This is a genomic window from Methanocorpusculum vombati (genome assembly GCF_026891935.1).
Taxonomy (GTDB): domain Archaea; phylum Halobacteriota; class Methanomicrobia; order Methanomicrobiales; family Methanocorpusculaceae; genus Methanocorpusculum; species Methanocorpusculum vombati.
The window spans coordinates 68,309-87,982 of the sequence record NZ_JAPTGC010000007.1 but is presented as its reverse complement, the minus strand read 5'-3'; the positions used below and the strand labels follow the sequence as shown (position 1 = coordinate 87,982).

27 protein-coding genes are annotated in these 19,674 nt (G+C 54.8%); 13 read left to right on the top strand and 14 right to left on the bottom strand.

Annotation, left to right across the window (positions count from 1 at the left end):
- From O0S09_RS06435 to O0S09_RS06420, 4 genes are all read right to left on the bottom strand, one after another.
- The gene (locus tag O0S09_RS06435) at window positions 1-762 is read right to left on the bottom strand and encodes a dihydroorotate dehydrogenase electron transfer subunit (protein ID WP_268923144.1); all 762 of its coding nucleotides are present in this window, start codon (window positions 760-762) and stop codon (window positions 1-3) included.
- Window positions 755-1,645, bottom strand: coding sequence for a dihydroorotate dehydrogenase (locus O0S09_RS06430; RefSeq protein WP_268923143.1), 891 nt, complete (start codon window positions 1,643-1,645; stop codon window positions 755-757). The genes O0S09_RS06435 and O0S09_RS06430 overlap by 8 nt, the downstream gene beginning before the upstream one ends.
- A gap of 200 nt (window positions 1,646-1,845) precedes the next feature.
- A complete protein-coding gene (tmk, locus tag O0S09_RS06425; RefSeq protein ID WP_268923142.1) occupies window positions 1,846-2,439 on the bottom strand; it encodes a dTMP kinase in 594 nt (197 codons plus the stop codon).
- Window positions 2,433-3,116 (bottom strand): HisA/HisF-related TIM barrel protein, encoded by a 684-nt coding sequence (locus tag O0S09_RS06420; RefSeq protein WP_268923141.1) that lies wholly within the window; start codon window positions 3,114-3,116, stop codon window positions 2,433-2,435. The genes tmk and O0S09_RS06420 overlap by 7 nt, the downstream gene beginning before the upstream one ends.
- A gap of 108 nt (window positions 3,117-3,224) precedes the next feature.
- Between O0S09_RS06420 and O0S09_RS06415 the strand changes: the two genes are divergently transcribed.
- From O0S09_RS06415 to O0S09_RS06405, 3 genes are all read left to right on the top strand, one after another.
- Window positions 3,225-3,914: a (5-formylfuran-3-yl)methyl phosphate synthase gene (locus O0S09_RS06415; RefSeq protein ID WP_268923140.1), complete on the top strand. Its 690-nt coding sequence runs from the start codon at window positions 3,225-3,227 to the stop codon at window positions 3,912-3,914.
- A 5-nt stretch (window positions 3,915-3,919) separates the two neighbouring features.
- On the top strand, window positions 3,920-5,389 hold the full coding sequence (gene guaB, locus O0S09_RS06410; protein WP_268923139.1) for an IMP dehydrogenase: 1,470 nt from the start codon (window positions 3,920-3,922) through the stop codon (window positions 5,387-5,389).
- 155 nt (window positions 5,390-5,544) lie between these two features.
- Window positions 5,545-5,697 carry a DNA helicase PriA gene (locus O0S09_RS06405; protein ID WP_268923138.1) on the top strand — a complete coding sequence of 51 codons (153 nt, stop codon included), beginning with the start codon at window positions 5,545-5,547 and terminating at the stop codon, window positions 5,695-5,697.
- A gap of 1 nt (window position 5,698) precedes the next feature.
- Here O0S09_RS06405 and O0S09_RS06400 read toward each other — a convergent pair whose 3' ends face one another.
- Complete coding sequence (locus O0S09_RS06400; protein ID WP_268923137.1) at window positions 5,699-5,971, bottom strand: DUF1922 domain-containing protein; 273 nt, start codon at window positions 5,969-5,971, stop codon at window positions 5,699-5,701.
- A gap of 103 nt (window positions 5,972-6,074) precedes the next feature.
- Between O0S09_RS06400 and O0S09_RS06395 the strand changes: the two genes are divergently transcribed.
- Window positions 6,075-6,812 (top strand): coenzyme F420-0:L-glutamate ligase, encoded by a 738-nt coding sequence (locus O0S09_RS06395; protein WP_268923136.1) that lies wholly within the window; start codon window positions 6,075-6,077, stop codon window positions 6,810-6,812.
- 5 nt (window positions 6,813-6,817) lie between these two features.
- On the top strand, window positions 6,818-7,306 hold the full coding sequence (locus O0S09_RS06390) for a prolyl-tRNA synthetase associated domain-containing protein (protein WP_268923135.1): 489 nt from the start codon (window positions 6,818-6,820) through the stop codon (window positions 7,304-7,306).
- A gap of 80 nt (window positions 7,307-7,386) precedes the next feature.
- On the opposite strand, the gene O0S09_RS06385 is transcribed toward O0S09_RS06390, so the two are convergent.
- A complete protein-coding gene (locus O0S09_RS06385; protein ID WP_268923134.1) occupies window positions 7,387-7,548 on the bottom strand; it encodes a preprotein translocase subunit Sec61beta in 162 nt (53 codons plus the stop codon).
- A 54-nt stretch (window positions 7,549-7,602) separates the two neighbouring features.
- Here O0S09_RS06385 and O0S09_RS06380 point away from each other — a divergent pair, with 54 nt between their 5' ends.
- The 6 genes from O0S09_RS06380 (at window position 7,603) to O0S09_RS06355 (ending at window position 11,553) form a co-directional block, all read left to right on the top strand.
- Window positions 7,603-8,628, top strand: a complete 1,026-nt coding sequence (locus O0S09_RS06380) for an amidohydrolase family protein (protein ID WP_268923133.1) — start codon at window positions 7,603-7,605, stop codon at window positions 8,626-8,628.
- 50 nt (window positions 8,629-8,678) lie between these two features.
- The gene (locus tag O0S09_RS06375; protein WP_268923132.1) at window positions 8,679-9,095 is read left to right on the top strand and encodes a universal stress protein; all 417 of its coding nucleotides are present in this window, start codon (window positions 8,679-8,681) and stop codon (window positions 9,093-9,095) included.
- Between the two features lie 84 nt (window positions 9,096-9,179).
- Entirely contained in the window at window positions 9,180-9,608 is a 429-nt protein-coding gene (locus O0S09_RS06370; RefSeq protein WP_268923131.1) for a universal stress protein, read from the top strand.
- A gap of 301 nt (window positions 9,609-9,909) precedes the next feature.
- Window positions 9,910-10,755, top strand: coding sequence for a CBS domain-containing protein (locus tag O0S09_RS06365; protein ID WP_268923203.1), 846 nt, complete (start codon window positions 9,910-9,912; stop codon window positions 10,753-10,755).
- A gap of 85 nt (window positions 10,756-10,840) precedes the next feature.
- The gene (gene trxA / locus O0S09_RS06360) at window positions 10,841-11,110 is read left to right on the top strand and encodes a thioredoxin (protein WP_268923130.1); all 270 of its coding nucleotides are present in this window, start codon (window positions 10,841-10,843) and stop codon (window positions 11,108-11,110) included.
- Between the two features lie 107 nt (window positions 11,111-11,217).
- On the top strand, window positions 11,218-11,553 hold the full coding sequence (locus O0S09_RS06355) for a hypothetical protein (protein WP_268923129.1): 336 nt from the start codon (window positions 11,218-11,220) through the stop codon (window positions 11,551-11,553).
- A gap of 34 nt (window positions 11,554-11,587) precedes the next feature.
- Here O0S09_RS06355 and O0S09_RS06350 read toward each other — a convergent pair whose 3' ends face one another.
- Window positions 11,588-12,145 carry an aldolase gene (locus tag O0S09_RS06350; RefSeq protein ID WP_268923128.1) on the bottom strand — a complete coding sequence of 186 codons (558 nt, stop codon included), beginning with the start codon at window positions 12,143-12,145 and terminating at the stop codon, window positions 11,588-11,590.
- 204 nt (window positions 12,146-12,349) lie between these two features.
- Between O0S09_RS06350 and O0S09_RS06345 the strand changes: the two genes are divergently transcribed.
- Both O0S09_RS06345 and O0S09_RS06340 read left to right on the top strand, forming a co-directional pair.
- Window positions 12,350-13,396, top strand: coding sequence for an AAA family ATPase (locus O0S09_RS06345; protein ID WP_268923127.1), 1,047 nt, complete (start codon window positions 12,350-12,352; stop codon window positions 13,394-13,396).
- Window positions 13,393-14,091, top strand: a complete 699-nt coding sequence (locus O0S09_RS06340; RefSeq protein WP_268923126.1) for a DUF4276 family protein — start codon at window positions 13,393-13,395, stop codon at window positions 14,089-14,091. Before O0S09_RS06345 ends, O0S09_RS06340 begins: the two co-directional genes overlap by 4 nt.
- Window positions 14,092-14,137: 46 nt before the next feature.
- Here the strand turns inward: O0S09_RS06340 and O0S09_RS06335 are convergent, their stop codons facing one another.
- Genes O0S09_RS06335 through O0S09_RS06305 form a run of 7 tightly spaced genes read right to left on the bottom strand, consistent with a single transcriptional unit; the run spans window position 14,138 to window position 19,618 of the window.
- Window positions 14,138-14,944 carry a DNA integrity scanning protein DisA nucleotide-binding domain protein gene (locus O0S09_RS06335; RefSeq protein ID WP_268923125.1) on the bottom strand — a complete coding sequence of 269 codons (807 nt, stop codon included), beginning with the start codon at window positions 14,942-14,944 and terminating at the stop codon, window positions 14,138-14,140.
- Window positions 14,941-15,816 carry a succinate--CoA ligase subunit alpha gene (gene sucD / locus O0S09_RS06330; RefSeq protein WP_268923124.1) on the bottom strand — a complete coding sequence of 292 codons (876 nt, stop codon included), beginning with the start codon at window positions 15,814-15,816 and terminating at the stop codon, window positions 14,941-14,943. Before sucD ends, O0S09_RS06335 begins: the two co-directional genes overlap by 4 nt.
- Complete coding sequence (gene sucC / locus O0S09_RS06325; RefSeq protein ID WP_268923123.1) at window positions 15,813-16,901, bottom strand: ADP-forming succinate--CoA ligase subunit beta; 1,089 nt, start codon at window positions 16,899-16,901, stop codon at window positions 15,813-15,815. The genes sucD and sucC overlap by 4 nt, the downstream gene beginning before the upstream one ends.
- Complete coding sequence (locus O0S09_RS06320) at window positions 16,898-17,434, bottom strand: 2-oxoacid:acceptor oxidoreductase family protein (RefSeq protein ID WP_268923122.1); 537 nt, start codon at window positions 17,432-17,434, stop codon at window positions 16,898-16,900. The genes sucC and O0S09_RS06320 overlap by 4 nt, the downstream gene beginning before the upstream one ends.
- Window positions 17,431-18,219 (bottom strand): thiamine pyrophosphate-dependent enzyme, encoded by a 789-nt coding sequence (locus tag O0S09_RS06315; protein WP_268923121.1) that lies wholly within the window; start codon window positions 18,217-18,219, stop codon window positions 17,431-17,433. Before O0S09_RS06315 ends, O0S09_RS06320 begins: the two co-directional genes overlap by 4 nt.
- The gene (locus tag O0S09_RS06310) at window positions 18,216-19,349 is read right to left on the bottom strand and encodes a 2-oxoacid:acceptor oxidoreductase subunit alpha (RefSeq protein WP_268923120.1); all 1,134 of its coding nucleotides are present in this window, start codon (window positions 19,347-19,349) and stop codon (window positions 18,216-18,218) included. Before O0S09_RS06310 ends, O0S09_RS06315 begins: the two co-directional genes overlap by 4 nt.
- Window positions 19,346-19,618, bottom strand: a complete 273-nt coding sequence (locus O0S09_RS06305) for a 4Fe-4S dicluster domain-containing protein (protein ID WP_268923119.1) — start codon at window positions 19,616-19,618, stop codon at window positions 19,346-19,348. Before O0S09_RS06305 ends, O0S09_RS06310 begins: the two co-directional genes overlap by 4 nt.
- Window positions 19,619-19,674 lie beyond the last annotated feature (56 nt).

The following is a 19,674-nucleotide window of genomic DNA, read 5'->3' as shown; positions in this document are numbered from 1 at the left end:
TTATTCCTTTCTTCCGGAAGGACCCCGGTGGTGATGGGCAAACTCGCTGTTTTTGATGATGTCGCCGGTAAAAACCGGGCCGTCACGACAGACACGGAGACCTTCATGATCCATACAGCAGGAGCCGCAGACGCCGACGCCGCATTTCATGTACCGGTGCAGGGAGAACTGTCCCCGTGTCTCAATGCCTTTGGCTACGAGCCGGTCAAGGATTCCTTTCATCATCATCTCAGGACCGCAGACGCAGATGGTATCATATTCTGTTGCGTCAAGCTGGTCGAGAATACCGGTGACAAATCCGTGATATCCGCGGGTTCCGTCGTCGGTTGCAATCTTCAGGTCGGTTACGTTTGCAAGTTCATCCGCAAAGACCAGCTCTTCGGCGGTTCGCGCCCCAAGAATGAAGGTGTCAACCTCGCCGCTTGCGGCGAGGGTGAACAATGGCGTGACCCCGATGCCGCCGCCGATGGCGAGGACTTTTCCGGTCGGGAAAAATCCGTTGCCGAAGGGTCCCCGGATGCCGATTTTGTCACCCTCTTTGAGGGTGAAGAGGGCTGCGGTTGCGTCCCCGACTTTCATGACGGTGATGGCGTTTGCAGCGGAGAAGGCCATCGGGATTTCGTCAACACCCGGTACCCAGACCATGCAGAACTGACCGGGCCGGAAGTTGAAAAGTTCGTCGAAGACGAAGGTTTTGATGGTCGGCGTTTCCTCGATTACTTTGGTGATGGTGACCACCACCGGCATGTGTTCTTCAGTCATGAGCGCACCCCACAATTTCTCCGGCAGGTATTCCGTTCGCATCATACAGATCCTCGGCGATGTCGGAGAAGACATTGATGTTATCATAGACCGCGCTGCCGATCTCAACAGCCGCAGCGCCCGCCATCATCATCTCAAGGACGTTGTCGGCGGTGGAGACACCGCCGCAGCCGATGATGGGGATGGTACATGCTTCATAGAGATCATACACTGCACGCACCGCAATCGGGAACACGGCTGTTCCCGAAAGGCCGCCGAACTTGTTTCCGAGAACCGGGCGGCGCATGCCGGTTGAGATGCGCATTGCCTTTACGGTATTGATGGCAACGACCGCGTCTGCTCCTCCCTCCTCTGCGGCTCTGCCGATTACCCCGATGTCGGCGACGTTCGGGGTGAGTTTGACCCAGACCGGTTTCCCAAAGGCCTTGACGGCTTCGGTACACTCCCGCACGACACGCGGGTTTGCGCCGATCGCAGCGCCGTATCCTTCGGCGTGCGGACAGGAGAGGTTGAGTTCAAACGCAGGGGCGTCCGGGAACCATTCGGCAACTTTGGCGAACTCCGCCGGAGTTCCGCCAAAGATGCTGACAACTACCGGCTCTTTTGCGGTAAGGAGCGGGGCAATTTCTCCGGTGAACTCCTGCGAGGGGTTGGGCAGACCCATTGCATTGAGGATGCCGCCTGCGACCGGAATAAGCGACGGGCCGTGATGACCGTCTTTTGGTTCCGGGCCGATTGATTTGGTGACAACTCCGCCTGCCCCGAGGCGAAGCATTCGTGACAGTGATGCGGCGGTAGTCCCGAGCACTCCTGCGGCGAGGAGCATATGGTTGCCGAGAGGGACGCCGCCGATCGTTTCTGTCGGTGTCTGCAGCTTGATCATATCTGTGTTATTGTATGTAGTCCGCCCCGCATTAATCCTAACGAGGTGATGGGCTTTACGCCAAACGTCCCGACTTGGTTTACCGCTTCGCAGGAGTAGACGGAAAGAGGAAAAACTCACGAACTGTTTTCAAAAAAATTGTCATCACGCAGATGTTTGAAAAATAGAATAGAGATACCGGGGTAAAGCCCTGACGGGCTTTACCGTACGGCTGCACGAATACTCTTCTCCACAAAATCGAGAATTGTTTCCGCGTCACGGTCGGCATCCACCAGAACAAACCGTGCCGGATCCTCCGCAGCACGGGCAAGATAATTTTTCTGCACGGCCTCTAAGAACTCCTGCCGTTCAAAGTGTTCCTGCTCGCACCGTCCCGCAAGCCGCGACATCGCCACCGCCACCGGCAGGACAAGAAGAATCGTCATGTCGGGCCGTACAGACCAGCCTGCATGAACTGCCTCCAGCCATCCGTGCGGGTCCGGATGGACACCGGCAAGCGATACCTCCTGATAGGCAAACCGTGAATCCGAGTACCGGTCGGAGATGACAATACGGCCATCGGCCAGAGCCGGTCGGACAACCTCGGCGAGATGCACCGCATGGTCGGCGACGAACAACGCAGCTTCGACCATCGGATCACCGTCGGCGGCAATGGCGCGCCGGACGGCGTCGCCAAGGTACGGACTTCCCGGTTCACGGGTGAAGAGGGGATGAAGATCCGCAAGGCGGGTTTTCAACCCTTCATAGAGGGTCGACTTGCCGGAACCGTCGATGCCCTCAAGGGTAATCAGCAAAACGATCCCTCCCGGATGATCTCAAGCGGGACCGTTCCCCGGTGCACCGCGGTTGCAACAATCGCGCCGTCAAACCCGGCATCGGCAAGAGTCTGCAGATCCTCCACCGACCGCACACCACCGCCGTAGTAAAGTTTTTTCGCAGAACTGCTCCGCAGCAGTTCTGCATATGCGGGATCGATGCCCGAGGAGGTACCGACCGAGGAGATGTTTAAGAGAATACATCCGTCAAAATCGGTTTCATCCGCCGCACGCAGCACGTCTGCGGGACTGGCCGCAGGCGGAAATGCCGCACCTATCACGTGACCATCTTTGACGTCAACACTCAGGAACCCGCCGGCAAATTCATTGAGGGGAGCATCGATCGTTTCGGTTCCCACAATATTATGGATGGTTTCCCCCCGCAGATACTCCTCGGGGATACTGCATCCGCGATCCACCCAGAGTCCCGCAACCCGCTCTGCAAGCCGGAGAATCAGTTCTGTATGATCCCCGCACATTCCGATCCGATCAAGGTCTGCTGCATACAGATACTTCGGCTGCATCGCCGCAAGATACGCGGACGGCTCTGCCGACGGGGACAAACCCCAGGTCAGCGGCGTATAGGTCCCGCGGTTCCCGGAACTACCGTGCACCACGTATCCGTCCTTGAGATCCATTGCAAGTACAACATCCATCTTGGTAATTGTATATGACGCGCCGGGGAATAAAAAATCCCCGGGGTCTCCCCGTTCCGGCGACCAGAAGTGAATGTCCTTATTAAGGGTAAAGACCATATAATATCCATGAAACTCTTAGTCAGCCCAAGCTCTATAGAAGAGGCAAAGTTCTGCCTCGATGCTGACATTATTGATGTGAAGCGTCCCGCTGAAGGGTCGCTGGGTGCGAATTTTCCGTGGGTTATCCGCGAAATTAAAAAGCTTGCCGGAACCAAGCCGGTCTCCGCCGCTATCGGGGACTACGGACCGACGCCGGGCAATGCAGCTCTTGCCGCATACGGTGCGGCATGCGCCGGTGCAGATTTTGTAAAGATCGGTCTGATGTTCAACGACAAGGATGCTGCCCGTGATGTCATTAAGGGTGTGGTTCGTGCCGTCAAGGAACCGTTCCCGGAGAAAACCGTGGTCATTGCCGCATACTCCGACTATGTCCGGCTGGGAACGATTGCCCCGCAGGTTATGTCCCCGATTGCCGCGGAGTGCGGAGCCGATTTTGCAATGATTGATACCGGCAAAAAGGACGGCAAAAGTACGTTTGAGTTTATGAACAAAGAGGCTCTGCAGGCATTTACGGATCAGAACCGGTCGCTTGGTCTGGGAACGGCCCTTGCCGGTTCCCTGAAGTTTGAGGATATTCCGGTCTTACAGGAGATCGATCCCGAGATCATCGGCGTCCGTGGTATGGTCTGCGGCGGCGACCGGTCAACGATGGTCAAAGCAGAGCTGGTAGCAAAAGCAATTCAGATGGTCAGGTAAGCAAAATGTACAGTGACAAACTCAATATTCCAACGGCATTAACGTTTGACGATGTGCTGATTGAACCGGCGGAGTCCTGGACCGAGCCGAGCGATGCGGATGTGAAGTCGAGATTTTCGAAGAATATTCCCCTGTCAATTCCGCTCGTGAGTTCGGCCATGGATACGGTTACGGAGTCGGCAATGGCGATTGCTCTGGCACGTGCCGGCGGTATCGGAGTTTTGCACAGAAACTGTACGCCGGAGCAGGAGGTTGCCTTTGTGGAGCATGTGAAGAATGCCGAAAAGGTGATCGAGCGCGATGTCCGGTACGTGACGCCTGATACAACGATCGGATTTGTGGCAAACCTGATGGACATGCACGGCATCGGCGGTGTTCCGGTCGTCGGCCCGAAGGGAAAGCTGGTCGGTATTGTGTCCCGCCGTGATGTGCGCGGTGTGGTCCACAAGCTGGGTGCGGAGACGGTCGATACAATCATGACGAAGCGGCCGATTACGGTGAAGGAGGACATCACCGCGGATGAGGCCATCAACACGATGTATGCAAAGAAGGTTGAGCGGCTGCCGGTCGTGGATGAGAAAGGGAAACTGATCGGTATCATTACGATGCAGGATCTTCTGGAAAAACAGCAGTATCCAAACGCAAACCGCGACAGAAACGGCAATCTCCGGGTTGCAGCGGCGGTCGGTCCGTTTGATATGAACCGTGCGCTGATGCTGGCCGAGGCCGGGGTTGATGCAATTATTGTGGACTGCGCCCACGGCCACAACATGCATGTGGTCAAAGGAGTAAAGGACATTAAGGGTTCGGTCTCCTGCGATGTGGTTGCCGGAAACATTGCAACAGCTGCGGCAGCCCGTGAGCTGGTGGACTTTGTGGACGGTATCAAGGTTGGTATCGGTCCGGGTTCGATCTGTACGACCCGCATTGTTGCGGGTGTCGGTGTTCCCCAGGTCTCGGCGATTGCGAATGTATGCGATGTGGCAGAGCCTGCGGGCGTACCGGTGATTGCGGACGGCGGCGTGAAGTACAGCGGCGATGTGGCGAAGGCAATTGTTGCCGGTGCATCATCGGTAATGATGGGCAGTATGTTTGCGGGAACCGATGAAGCACCCGGCAAGATCATTGTGGTGAAGGGGCGCCGCTATAAGCAGTACCGCGGTATGGGTTCGCTTGGTGTGATGACGTCCGGCCAGTCGAGCGACCGGTACTTCCAGAAGAAAGGCATCGGTGCGACGAAGTATGTGCCGGAGGGTGTCGAAGGCGCAACGCCGTATGTCGGATCGGTGACGGATGTGATTTATCAGACGATCGGCGGTCTGAAGTCTGCGATGGGGTACACCGGCAGCAAGGATATTGAGTCGATGCGGAAGAATGCACGCTTTGTGCGAATTACTGCGGCTGGTCTGAAGGAGAGCCATCCGCATGACATTCTGATCACAGACGAGGCCCCGAACTACCGCATGGGCCTCTGATTTTTTCTTTTTTTTGTTTGCTGCATCAGGCGGGATCACGATTCTCCGGGTCCGGGAAAAATGACGGGAGATTTTGATCCTGCACCAAGAAGCTGTTGGAACAAAATCCGTTCAAGCACTAAATTTATCCGCTTCCGTGCAGAGGTATTATCCATATGGTAGTTGAACACATCTGCGGTTTCAAAAAAGAGATTTACTGCCGCGAGTGTGGAACGGAACTCATCCAGAACTCGCACGGTCAGCTCCTCTGCCCCAAATGCGGTCGTCGTCCGGCAATTCTCTGTCCCAACTGCGGCAGACTCTGGTAAGTTATACCGCTGCGTGCAGCCAGGCAAGATACTTCTCGCGTATCAGATCCACCTCTGCGGGTGTCAGATCCAGACGCCCGCTCCGGTACAAATACCGCTCCACCTCTTTTATCAAGACCTCGGCCTGCGAAAAATCATCCACCTCCAGATAGATGGGCACGCGTTCCAGCGAGATAACCTCCCCGCAGACCGGACAGAGCTTCCACTTTCCATACTGATCCGTATACGTAAACTGATGGCAGCCCGGGCAGCGGATAACGCGATAGGTACTCATTGCGGTTATATGAGTTGATCGACCTGAAGACTAAAAAAAGTATCTCTTAGCGCCCAGTACAAAACCCCCGACTTTATAATCACACAGGTGCATATCACAGGTAATGTCAGTTCAGGTAACCGGAATTTCCGGAATTCCGCTCATACAAAAGGGTGACGACATCGCTTCGATCATCTGTGCAAACACCGGTTTTGAAAACGGCGATATCATCTGTGTCGCCTCAACAATCGTATCCAAAGCCAAAGGCTATGTGCGGGCGCTCGCAGAGATCACGCCAACCCAAAACGCAGAAAGGATTGCTGCAAAAACCGGAGAAGATCCCAGGTTCGTTCAGGGAGTCCTGGACTCATCTGCCGACATCATTATAGAATATCCGTTTCTCCTCTCTGAACTCCCCTTCGGCCACGTAGGGGTGCGCGCCGGAGTTGACAACAGCAATATCGAAGGCAAAAACATCATTCTCCTGCCAAAGGACCCGATGGCCGAAGCCCGCGAGATCCGGGAAAAAATTCATCAGATAACCAAGAAAAACGTCGGCGTTATCGTAACCGACACCTGCGGCCGTGCCTTCCGCCGCGGACAGACCGGTAACGCCATCGGCTGGGCCGGTATGACCGCTATCCGCGACTTCCGCGGCGACCACGATCTCTTCGGTCTGGAACTTGAGATTACGGAAGAAGCAGTCGTTGATGAAATTGCCGCCTTCTCCAACTTCATCATGGGCGAGAGCAACAACGGCATTCCGGTTGTCAAATTCTCCGGGTGCGGGACCTGGAAAGGCCATGACTCCCTCTACTTCACCAAAGAGGAAGACCTGATTCGAAAAGCCCTTCACATCTGAGAAATATGAATCCGGAAGACCCTGTCTTTGCCCTGCTGGACGAGAAAAAAATACCCTACAGGATAACCCGCCATCCGGCCGCATACACCTATGAAGACATGGAGAACCTTGGTGTACCTGACCTTGGTGAGGTCTGTAAAAATCTTTTTTTGCGCGACGCAAAGGGAAAGCGGCACTTTCTTGTGGTGCTCTGCGGCAAAAAAACCGCCGACCTCAAAACACTTGCAGAAAAGATCGGATCGACCGCCCTTGGTTTCGCCTCGGCAGAACGCCTCACCCGGTATCTCAGTCTCTCGCGGGGCGAGGTAACACCCTTTGGCATCCTCAACGATCACGACTCTGCGGTTGAGGTAATCTTCGACGCGGATCTGATCGAAAAACCGTGCATCGGTGTTCACCCCAATACCAATACTATCACCGTCTGGATAGCCTATGCCGACATCCGGCGGATTGTGGAAGAGCACGGAAACAAAGTTCAGGAAATTACCCTCTGAACAAAACAGATTTCAAAAAAATACCGCTGTCAAAAATGACAGCGCAAATCCCTGCAGGGGTCTCCAAACCCCGGAATGATTTAGAAGAAGAAATTCAGCAGGTATACTGCAACACCAACAACTGCCACGACAATCAGAACGGTCTTCGGACCGATATGAACAGCCGTCCGGTTGTCGGCATCATAATACGTAACAAGACCTGCGGATGAACTTAATCCTCTGCCCGACTTCTTTGATGCCATACCATATTATGTTCCCGCTCCAAACATATAAACTCAGGAGGAAGATCAGCAGATATGCCGGACGGAGAAGTGCAGGGACTCGCATTCTGTGGGGAAACATTTTCACCGCGCAATGTATCCATCAGTATTGAAAAGGGTAGTATCACTTGTATTGCGGAGAGTAAAAAACCGGTAACCCGATGGATAGCACCGGCATTTTTCAACGCCCACACCCATATAGCCGATACCGTTGCGATGGATACACCAGTCGGGGGCCGACCGCTTGCAGACCTTGTCGCACCACCCGACGGACTGAAACACAGAATTCTCCGCGCAACCCCGGACGTTCGTCTGAGCGCTGCAATGCAGGAGACAATGCAGTTCATGCACGCAACCGGCACCGCAGCATTCGCCGAGTTCCGGGAGGGAGGGGAGGACGGTGTCCGGCTTCTGCAGCAGGCGGTAATACCCGGCATTCATCCCGTAATCTTCGGACGGGATGGGGGCGAGTTTTCGGCGGACGGGCTTGGTCTCAGCAGCGCAAAACATCCCGCCGCAGATCTTGCCGCAGTGGAACGCGCCCGCGCCGCAGGGAAACGCATCGCCATTCATGCCGGGGAAGCGGGAACGAAAGACATCGACGATGCGTTTGCACTGGACCCGGATTTCATCATTCACGCAACCTATTTCGAGGACCGCCACATACGCGAAGCTGCCGACCGAAATATCCCCCTGGTTCTCTGTCCGCGGTCCAACTGGATACTGGGCGGAACAACCACCGCAGCACGCCCTCCGGTACGAAAAATGATCGATGCCGGATGCACACTCTGGCTTGGTACCGACAATGTCATGTTTGTTGCTCCCGACATGTTCGCCGAATGTGCATTCCTCACCACCGTGTATAAAACATCGCCCGAAGAAACACTTACCATGGCAACCGGCGGTTTTTCCCTTCTCGGTCATCGGGGCATCATCGAAGAAGGAGAACCCGCAAACCTCATCTGTCTTGATCCGGGATACGCAAAGGAATGGACACAGTCTCCGGCACTCTCGCTTGTATCACGGATCGGCAGCCGCTCTGTCCGGGCAGTGTACGGGTAAACAGAATCATCCGACATTTTTTATTCTTATAACGCGACAGTAAAATTATCATGTTCACCAGAATTCTTGTGGCGCTGGATGGTTCTGAGATCAGCCGGATAGCGTACTCCCGGGCGCTTGAGCTCGCCAGAGAAGACAACGCCGAACTGCATGTGATTACGGTTGTCAACAGTCCTCACATATGGAAGGACGACAGTCCCGCAAACCAGACCCGGACCGAAACGGATGCAAAAATGCTGCTTGACGAACTGGAAAATACCGCAAAAGAGGCGGGTGTTTCCTTTACCCCGCATCTTGTCTCCGGCCATCCGGGTGACAGAATCGTCAGCACCGCCGACGAGATAGATGCCGATCTGATTCTGGTCGGTTCCCTCGGAAAGTCTCATCTGGATCGTCTGCTGCTCGGCAGCGTATCTGCCTATGTAACCCAGTACAGCATGCGGAATATCCTGGTTATCCGCGGATGAAACGGATCTCTTGCCCGCTCCGAACTCTTTTTAAGTTTTGGAGAGGATAAGTAATCATAACGAGATAATCGGAGGTATACAGTCATGTTTTCCAAAATACTTGTAGCAATTGACGGGTCCGAGATCAGCCGGCGGGCATTTTCACGGGCAGTCGAACTGGCGAAACAGAACAAAGCCGAACTCCATGTAATCTATGTCATAGAATCAGGCATCGTCAGCCCCGCACCGGTGGACACCACCTGGGAACTGATCTACGAGCGGTTTGAAAAGGAGGGGCATCAGGTCATTGCAGAACTTGCCGAGGACGCAAAACAGCAGGGAGTCACCGTTGAGCCGCACATCGAGGCAGGCCATGCGGGAGACACCATCATTGAAATTTCGACCAAGATCGATGCAGATCTGATCGTTGTTGGTTCCCTCGGCAAATCCAAACTGGACCGCCTGCTTCTTGGCAGTGTCTCCTCCTATGTGGTTAACTACGGCAAAACCAACATCTTAATTGTCCGGACCTGAAATATTCGCACAAATTTTATCAGAGAATCCCCCTCTTTTTTTCTGCGCGTGGTATCTGATCCCCTTTGAAGGGATGAAAAAAATTTGTCCCTTTTACCGGGGTTTCTGCAATGATTCCGGCTTTTTCTCGCATCCGAACAGATCCTGCAAAGCAGATCATCCATTGTACCGGATAGAACTGTTTTTACATCAATAGCCCTAACGTAATTCTAACTTTTCCCTTTGGGAAGAAGTGTAATGCCCATGTCACAGACAAGAAAATTCGTACAACATACGAAGGTGTTCCATGACAACTGAAGAAATGCTTGCAAAAGACTACATGACAAAGGATGTTGTGTCCGTGGAGATTCCCTCCAGCCGGGACGACGTTCTCCGGATTCTGAAGCGCACCGGCATCTCCGGTGTTCCGGTAGTAAAAGGCGATCAGCTGATCGGCATTGTCACCAGAAAAGATATTCTGCATAATGCAGAGGAAAACCAGATTGCGCTTCTGATGAGCCACGAGCCGCTGACCATCCGTCCGGATGCAACGCTTGCCGAGGCTGCGGAAGTTATGACCAACTGCAATGTCCGCCGTCTTCCGGTTGTTGAGGGTAATAAACTGGTTGGTCTTCTGAGTGTTTCCGATCTGGTCAGCGCAGTTGCCAAGATCAATGACAAGCGCGAGATTCGCGACCGGTTTGTTGACAAACAGACCTTTGCCATCTGGGAGGAGACCCCGCTTCCCGTTGTCGGCAGAATCATGGAGCTTGCAGAAGTGGATGCAATGCCTATCTTAAACTCCGAGAATAAACTGACCGGTATTATCTCCGAACGTGACTTAATCCGCTGTTCCCGTATTGAGGATGATGTGCAGACCAGCGATTTCTCCACCGGAACAGACGATGATGAATGGACCTGGGAGAGCATCCGCGACAACCATACCATCTCCTACGGTATCTCCAAAGTGGAACTTCCAAACCGTCCGGTTAAGGATGTCATGGTGACAAAGGTTATCTCCGTCCCGAACAATGCCGAGATCAGCGACTGTGCCTTAAAGATGAAGCGCGGTCGTGTGGATCAGATGCCGATCATCGATAATGATCAGCGGCTGTCCGGCATGCTGTTCGATCGCGATGTGATTACGGCATTATACGAAGCAGAATAATATTATTTTCCCTGAAAATACTCCATCTATTTTTCTGCATTCCCCAAAGAGAAGTTATATTAATCTGCCTGTCATACGAGTAACTATGACAAAACCCGTGTTATATGATTTCTTTGCGACCTGGTGCGGTCCGTGCAGAATCCAGAGTCCGATTATTGACTCGCTCGCGGAAAAGATTGGTGACAAGGTTGACATGAAGAAGGTGGATGTGGACCAGTTCCCCGACCTTGCAAACAAATACCAGATAAGCGTGGTTCCCACTCTCATCATCGAAAAGGACGGGAAAGTTGTCCACCGTCTTGAGGGTGTGACGGATGCATCCCGCCTTGAAGCGCTGCTGATCCCTCTCTGCTAATCCCAATATTTTTGAGGGAAGGTGCATGCCGTCCGGTTGTGCACCAGACCTTTCTTTGGAAGTAATTTTCACAAAGCCCTTTTTATCAGACGTTCAATACAGTATCCATGACTCAGATCACTGTTGAGGTTGTCGGCTACACCTATCGTCCCTGCGGTCCGTTCCCCTGTGATGCCGAGCGTTCCTGCGGACTTACGGAGTGTTACCAGAAAGAGAAGCTGTCCTTTGCATTCCCGGCGCTGCGTGATGCACTCGGGGAAAAGTACGGCGACAAGGTTTCCGTTGAACTGGTGCCGCTTGACAAAGAGATTCCCGACCGTATCAAGGAAATTGTCCGCGCCGAACATCCGCCGCTGCCGATCATTTTGATCAACGGAACATGTGTTCCGGTTGGTGCGGTATCCGTCCCGCGGATCAGCGAGTACATCGATCCCCTCCTCTAAAAAAATATTTTTTCCCGGCAGTTCGGGTGATACGTTACTGTCGGTAGAGTTTTGTGTAGTGTAATATTTTGCAGCAGTGTTCTGCAAGAGAGGTAAAGAGATATGCCTGATCCAGATCTTTTCCCGCCGCAAACGTTCCGTGCCCTCTTGCAATGACCACATTTGCACTGCGCAGCCCTTTTGCAACAGCGTCGGCAAGTTCCTGTGTCCCGGGCGCTCCGTCCACGACGGTAATGGAGGGTGCAAGCATTTTTCCTTCGCTGTCGATGGTGCGTATCTCATCCTCCACCAGAAGGGAGAGTGCGACGGCATGGGCCGGGTGGGCATGGACAACTGCTGCGTGCTGCTCTGCTTCATTGTAGATTGCCGTGTGTACCCGCCACTCGCTGGATGCTCCGGGAGTAACCCTGCCGTTCAAAGGCATGAGGACCGCCTGCGCCGGGTCTGCATCAAGGTAGGATCCGGTGCGGGTGATAAAGTAACCGTCAGCGTAACGTGCGCTCATGTTTCCGAAGTTTCCGCCGACGAGATGCTCGGTGAAGAGGCGTTTTCCGATGCGGGAAAGATCGGAAAAGATTTCCTGGTCTGTCATATATGGGATTATATTTCCCGGAGTTGCTATTTCTATTCTGGGGTTTGCAGCGCTGCATCTTTCTTCGTGACTCGCCTGCGGAGCACACAGAACGCAGGTTTTTTCGTGTTTTCCCGTGAAGCGGCGGGAAACGCAAAGATTTGTGAATCGTGCACCCTCCCAAAGACGCAGTTTTAATACCCTCCGCAGCGATACTGACAAATAATGACTGCCCCAGACATCTCACGAGTACGGATTGCAGGATTTCGCTCAATTGAAGATGCCGATTTTCCGCTTGACCGTATTAACCTCCTGATAGGATCGAACGGGTCAGGGAAAAGCAATATTCTCGGCATATTTGAGCTGTTTCATGCAATCACGATGGGGAAACTGCAGACGTATGTTGCCGAGAGCGGCGGGCCTGAGGTTCTGTTCCGGTACGGAACCAAACAGACGAATACAATCGTGCTGCGGGCGGAGTTCGGAGACAGTTTCTATGAGATACATCTCCATCCCGATTCAGGCAGCGGATGCCGCATCGCATCCGAACAACTGATCATCACCACCGGGGACAAATCGCTGAAACTGGTTTCCTCTGATACGGTTGAGACGGGAATCTTTGCAGGAGCGTACGAAGATCCCTCGTGGGAAAGTTTCCGGCTGCATCTGCAGAGCTGGACAACCTACCGGTTTCAGAGCAGGTGTACGGGAGCGGAGGATGAGCGGCGGCTGACGGAGTTTTTGTTCCGGCTCAAACTGACGGAGCCCGGGTATTTTGAAAAGATCACCGATACCATCCGGCTCATATTCCCCCAGTTCGGAGATTTTCTGTTCCGCGAGGAGAACGGAGCCGTAACACTGTTCTGGACAGACGCGCAGGCAGGCGGCCACGTATTCGGACTCTCGGTACTCTCCGGCGGTACCGCCCGGTTCATCAATCTGGCAGTCCTTCTCCTGCAGCCTGCTCCGCCGCGGCTGATTCTGATTGATGAACCGGAACTGGGACTGCACCCGTTCGCGGTTGCCGTGCTTGCGGATCTGATGAAGCTGGCAAGCAGAAGTGCACAACTGCTGGTCTCCACCCAGTCGGTACAGCTCCTGAATGCGTTCGGTCCCGCAGAAGAGAGTGCCGGTTCCCGGATTCTGATCGTTGACATGAACCGCGGCACAACAACGATTACCGTGCCGACACCCGAGAGTCTTGCGGACTGGATTGAGGAGTACAGCATCGGAGAGCTCTGGCAGATGAATGTTCTGGGAGGAAATCCGTGACGCTTCTTCTGAAGATTCACGTGGAAGGATACACAGAGGCCTCATTTGCATCCCGGATGCTCCGGCCGCATCTTGAGGAGTATAACTGCAGTATCGCAGTTATCATCAACAAGACAAGCAACAGCCGCGGTATTGCACATCGCGGGGGCCTGAGTCATTATGAACAGTTCCGGGTGAACACGCGCCGTCTGCTGAAGAACAGAAATGCCGTGGTGACGACGATGATCGACTATTACGGACTTCCGGCAGATTTTCCCGGAATGGAGGAGGTGAACCGGTTTCCCATCTCCGCAGAACGCGTTGCCTATCTGGAACGGCGGCTGGATGCGGATATCAGCGGGGATACTGTTTCAGAGGATACGTTTATTCCCTATATTCAGCTGCATGAGTTTGAGGCGCTGCTCTTTTCGGATGTATCCGTTGTGGACCGTGTGCTGTCCGTAGACCGCGAATCAAAGTATGCCGAACTGACGGAGATCAGAAATCACTATGCACCCGAAGAGATCAATACACATCCGGAGACGGCACCGTCAAAACGGCTGAAGAAACTGTATCCGCGCTACTCAAAGACGGTGGAAGGAATGGCAATTGCCGAACGAATAGGACTTCCTGTCATCAGGAGCTGCTGTCCGCATTTTGATGCATGGCTCACAAAACTGGAACTGGTGGCGGAGTCCCGGCAGGGAACAGAGTAAGCGGGTTCGTCACACCCGGGATAATACGGCAGCGCCAAAAAAAGATTCAGACGGAGAGCCGGATATCGGTCCGAATCTGCGCAACGGCGGATCCCGCCACAAACACACGGACAACACCGCCGCTCTCGGAGACGGTAATACCAATTGCAGGCGCAACCTTGGTGATTGCAGCCGTCGCCAGGTGGCGGCCTCCAAGACCGCTCTGGAGATGCACGTCCCGGCCGTCGGCATCCAGATACCTGCCGGATGCACCGATGATGCCGTTTTTGTCGATCAGAAACACGCCGTCAAGCTGGGAGAACTCTTTGACGCTCTCCCAGTTTTCCTTCATCCGCACGTCGCGCACCGATTCGGGGTGGCCCTCGTACGGGTTTAAGACACCCTGATGCGACCAGCGTTTCAGCTCTTCGATATCGCCGATGATAAAGGCAGTGCCGATGGCCCGGCCTTCCCTGCCTTCCCGGGCGATCTCAAGTGCAAGCGACAACACGGAATGCAGTGCGTCGAGATCGGCAATATCGGCATACTGCTCAATGTTGAACTGATCGTTTGCATCCTCGATGTCATAGATCAGCAGGGCATATGGGAACACCGCAACAACAGTTCCGCTCTGCATTTTTGTCAGAATTTTGTACTGCAGTACTGCATCGATGATGTGGTTGGAACAGTAGTCCACCAGCGCCACCATGGTGTGGTCACGGAGAATCTCGGGCTGGATGTCGCGGACCCAGATCACCGGGGTTTCCAGATGAATTTCGTTGTCCTTGTTCAGGAAGGAAATAATTGCAAGAGCGTCCACTGTCCGGGCAAGTTCATCTGCGGCGAGAAGCAGTGTACGATCTTTTTCCTTCATAGGACCTCCTTTACCAGCAGCGGAATCTCTGACGGGCGGGTTGCAACCGGAATGCCAAGTTCTCTCAGACGTTCAATCTTGGATGCGGCGTCACTCTCGCCGCCCTCAACGATCGCACCGGCATGGCCCATGCGTTTCTCTTTGGGGGCGGAGATGCCGGCAATGTAGGCAACAACCGGCATGCCGAGAGAGAGTGCACGTTTTGCGCCGCGAATCTCCAGGTTTCCGCCGACTTCACCGATCAGAACGGTGGCACGGGTTCTGCCGTCTGCAACGAATACGTCCATCACATCGGAAAATGTCTGGCCGATGATCGGATCGCCGCCGATACCGATGATGCCTGACTGGCCGAGTCCGGCAAGCGAGAGTTCCGAGATGACCTCATAGGTCAGCGTTCCGCTGCGTGAAACTACGCCAATATCGCCTTTGCGGCATAAATTTGTTGGGATGATGCCAAGTTTGCACGCTTCCGGGATCAGAAATCCCGGACAGTTCGGGCCGATAACCTTTGTGCCGCAGGTTTTGGCGTAGGCAACTGCCCGCATCACATCGTGCACAGGAATGTGCTCGGTGATGACAACGACCGTCGGAATCCGTGCATCTGCTGCTTCCATGATGGCATCGCCGCATCCGCCTGCCGGAACAAAGATGACGGACGCACCGATGTCATGATGGTCCATTGCATCCCAGACGGTGTTGTACACCGGTACACCGTGTACCTGCTGACCGCCTTTGCCGGGGGTCATGCCGGCAACAACGCCTGCGCCGCCTACCTCTTTTGCGTACTGGTTCATCAGATTGATGTGGAATGCTCCCTGCGAACCGGTCGCTCCCTGTACCAGAATTTCGGTGTCTTTGTCTGCGTAGATCATTTGTTTGCCACCTCCACTGCGGCACGGATGGCCTTATCCATCGTATCAAGCATCTGATACCCTTTTTCTTCGAGAAGTCTGCGGCCCTCAGCTTCGTTTGTTCCGGCAAGCCGGACGATCACCGGCTGGGGGACACCTGCGTCAATGATACCGTGGGCTACTTCATCACAGCGGGTGATACCGCCGAGAAGGTTGACCACAATGACCTTCACGCCGGGCATGGAGGCAACAAGACGCACCGCACGCGCCACGCGTTCGAATCCTGCACCGCCGCCGACATCCAGGAAGTTTGCGGCGCGGCCGTTGTAATGGGCGATGATGTCAAGCGTTGCCATGGTCAGACCTGCACCGTTGCCGATGACACCGATGTCGCCGCCCAGTTCAACGTAGGAGAATCCGTGTTTCTCCGCCTCAGCCTCACGAGGCGTTAGGTCGCGGTTCTCGGAGATTCCCTGACGGACAAGTGCGTTGTCGTCGAGCACAATCTTGCCGTCCGCGGCAATGACGCCTTTTGGCGTCATTACCAGAGGATTGATCTCGGCAAGGATTGCATCGGTCTTGCAGTAGACATGATAGAGGGCGTTGATGACCGGACCAATATCCTTCGGGGCGGACCCTAAGACATTGCGCATGAGGAAATCCGGTACATTGGTAAAGCAGGGATCAATATAGGCGCGGTGAAGTGCTTCCGGTTTTTCCTTTGCAAGCGTTTCAATTTCCACACCGCCTTCTTCGGAGAAGAGGATGACCGGCATTTTAGCGGTGCGGTCGATGGTGATACTGAGATAATATTCATGCCGGATGTCAAGTGCTTCTTCAACCAGTACCTGTTCCACCGGCAGTCCCTTGATGGTTTTGCCGAACAGTTCTTTTGCAACTTCGGCAATATTTTCGTCGGTTGCGGGAAGAATGCCGCCCGCTTTTCCGCGGCCGCCAACGTCCACCTGTGCCTTGAGGACGACACGGTCTGCAACCCGTGCCTGAGCCGCGGCTGCTTCACCGGCACGGCTGATAAGTTCGCTGTTCGGGACCGGGATGCCTGCTTCCCGGAAGATCTGTTTTGCTTCGTGTTCGCGGAATTTCATGGTCTCTGCTCTCGTATCAGTTCCATGCCGATGGCAAGGGCTTTTTTGTTGTTTTCTTCGGTGCCTTTGGGGACGCTGTCAAGAACTGCGTGCTCAAGTGCTTCATAGCTGATGATGCCGGTTGCTTCAAGAAGTCCGCCGAGCATGATGACGTTGGCAAAGACCGGCTTTCCAAGCCGGGCCTTTGCAACGGCAGTTGCGGCAACTTCGTAACAGGTGCAGTCAGGACGGCTGGTGACATAGCCCGGGTCAATCAGCATGACCGAATCAGCTGATGCGTTTGCACCGTATTTTTTGTATGCCTCCTCGGACATGATCGCATAGATGTGCGGATCGGTGACCTTCGGATAGTGGATGGGTTCATCGGAGATGATGACGGCGGATGCACTTGCACCGCCGCGTGCCTCCGGGCCGTAGCTCTGGGTCTGGACGACGTGTTTTCCGCCGTAGAGTGCTGCGGCGCGGCCAAGGATGACGGCGGCGGTGATGATGCCCTGACCTCCGAGTCCGGAGAAGCGGATTTCCTGTCTCATGGTCTGCCTCCGAGAACCGGGTTGCTGCGCCGGACAAGTTCACCGACGATGAACTTCCCCGGGGCGAGCGGGATGCCTGCTGCTCTGTCGCGTTCGGCTTTTCCTTTGAGGACGGCGTTTGTACGGAACATGTCGATCATCTGGGAAACCTGCTTCATTTTGTTTTTGCTGCCGAACGAGGTCGGGCACTGTGCCATGACCTCAATGAAGGAGAGACCCGGGGTTTCAATTCCCGTACGGATTGCTTCGGTGAGTTCCTTGACATGGAAGGAGGTCCAGCGTGCGACATAGTTCGCTCCGGAAGCTTCTGCCACGGCGCAGAGGTTGAACGGCATTTCGTGCATGCCGTAGGGGGTTGTGGTGGTTATTGCGCCGTAAGGGGTGCAGGGGCTCCCCTGCCCGCCGGTCATGCCGTAGATGTTGTTGTTCATGCAGATGACGGTGAGGTCAATGTTTCTGCGGCAGGCGTGAATGAAGTGGTTGCCGCCGATAGCGGAAAGGTCGCCGTCACCGGTAAAGACGATGACATCGTTCTCCGGTTTTACGAGTTTGACGCCGGTTGCAAACGGCAGTGCACGGCCGTGCGTGGTGTGCAGGGAGTCGCTTGCGGTGTAGCCGGCGGCACGCGACGAACAGCCGATGCCGGAGACGAAGGTTGTTTTGTCCTGATCCAGTCCGAGTTCGTTTACGGCCCGGAGCGTGCAGTTCAGGATGGTACCGTTTCCGCAGCCGGCACAGTAGATGTGGGGCAGGCGGTCCTGACGATACCAGTCTTCGAGGGTCACAGTACTACCTCCGTGAATGTGCCGGTCGCAGTCGCTGCAACGTCTGCGGCGTGTCTGAGTTCGTCAACGGTGTGCAGTGCACCGCCGAGTTTGGGGGCGGTGACAACCGGAACGTTGGTGTGCATGCGGACCTCGCGGGCTATCTGGCCGAGGTTCATTTCGGGAACGACGAAGGCTTTCGCCGCATGGAACACGGCAAGTTTTGCGTCCGGGAACGGCCAGACAATTCTGAGGTTTAAGTGGCCGTACATTCCCGGATAGTCGGCAAGAAGCTGCTGGACGGCTCTGGTCGGGGCTCCGTAACTGATGAAGACGATTTCTGCGTCAGGGTTTACGATGTCAACGTCTGCTATCTCATTGCGGAAGTTTTCGATTTTTCCGACCTGACGTCTGACAAGGTTTTCGTGCAGGGCTGCGGAGTCGGTTGCCGGATATCCCCGCTCGTCATGGGTGAGTCCGGTGATGTGAACGCCGTGTCCGTTGCCGAAGGTGCCAAAACCCGGTACGCCGCAGGCGTCCGGTTTGCAGGGAAGCTCGCCTGCGGCGAGTTCGCGGCGCGGGGTGATCTCGACGTTGTCCCGCAGAACAACCTTTTCGCGCATGTGGCCGATGGTTTCGTCCGCCATGAGGAAAACGGGGGTGCGGAACCGGTCGGCAAGGTTGAACGCTTTGACGGTCAGGTCAAACATCTCCTGCACGGAAGAGGGGGAGAGGGCGATGATACTGTAGTCACCGTGCGAGCCGAACCGTGCCTGCATCATGTCTCCCTGGGCTGCCATGGTGGGCTGGCCGGTGGACGGGCCGCCCCGCTGGACGTTGATAACTACACAGGGGGTTTCGGTCATGGCGGCATAGCCGATGTTTTCCATCATGAGGGAAAATCCCGGGCCCGAGGTTGCGGTCATGGTGCGTGCGCCGGCCCATGCACCGCCGATGATTGCGGCCATGCTGGCGAGTTCGTCCTCCATCTGGATGAAGGTTCCGCCGATTTTGGGAAGACGGGCTGCCATGCGTTCGGCAACTTCGGTGGAGGGGGTGATCGGGTATCCGGCAAAGAACCGGCATCCTGCGGCAATTGCACCCTCGGCACAGGCAGTGTTTCCGTTGAGAAACTCGGTTTTATCGGTCAATATTCAATCACCACTTTGTGTGCTTCGTAGGGTTTTTCTTCTATCCATGAGATGGCCTGGTCCGGACAGGTCATCTGACACATTCCGCAGAGCTGACGGCCGTACATGATCTGCAGGCGGCAGTTGGTACAGCGCTCGGGATGGTCAAGGACAGGTATTACATAGCCGCGGGGACCCGGACGGTTCCCTTCCTGAAATATCCGATAGGGGCAGACCCGGGTACAAAGGTTGCAGCCTTTGCAGCGGCGTTCATCGATGACGAGCTTCATTAGATACTGCTTATATTATGCGTTTGGAAGAGGCTAAAAGTTCTCGTATGGGGACC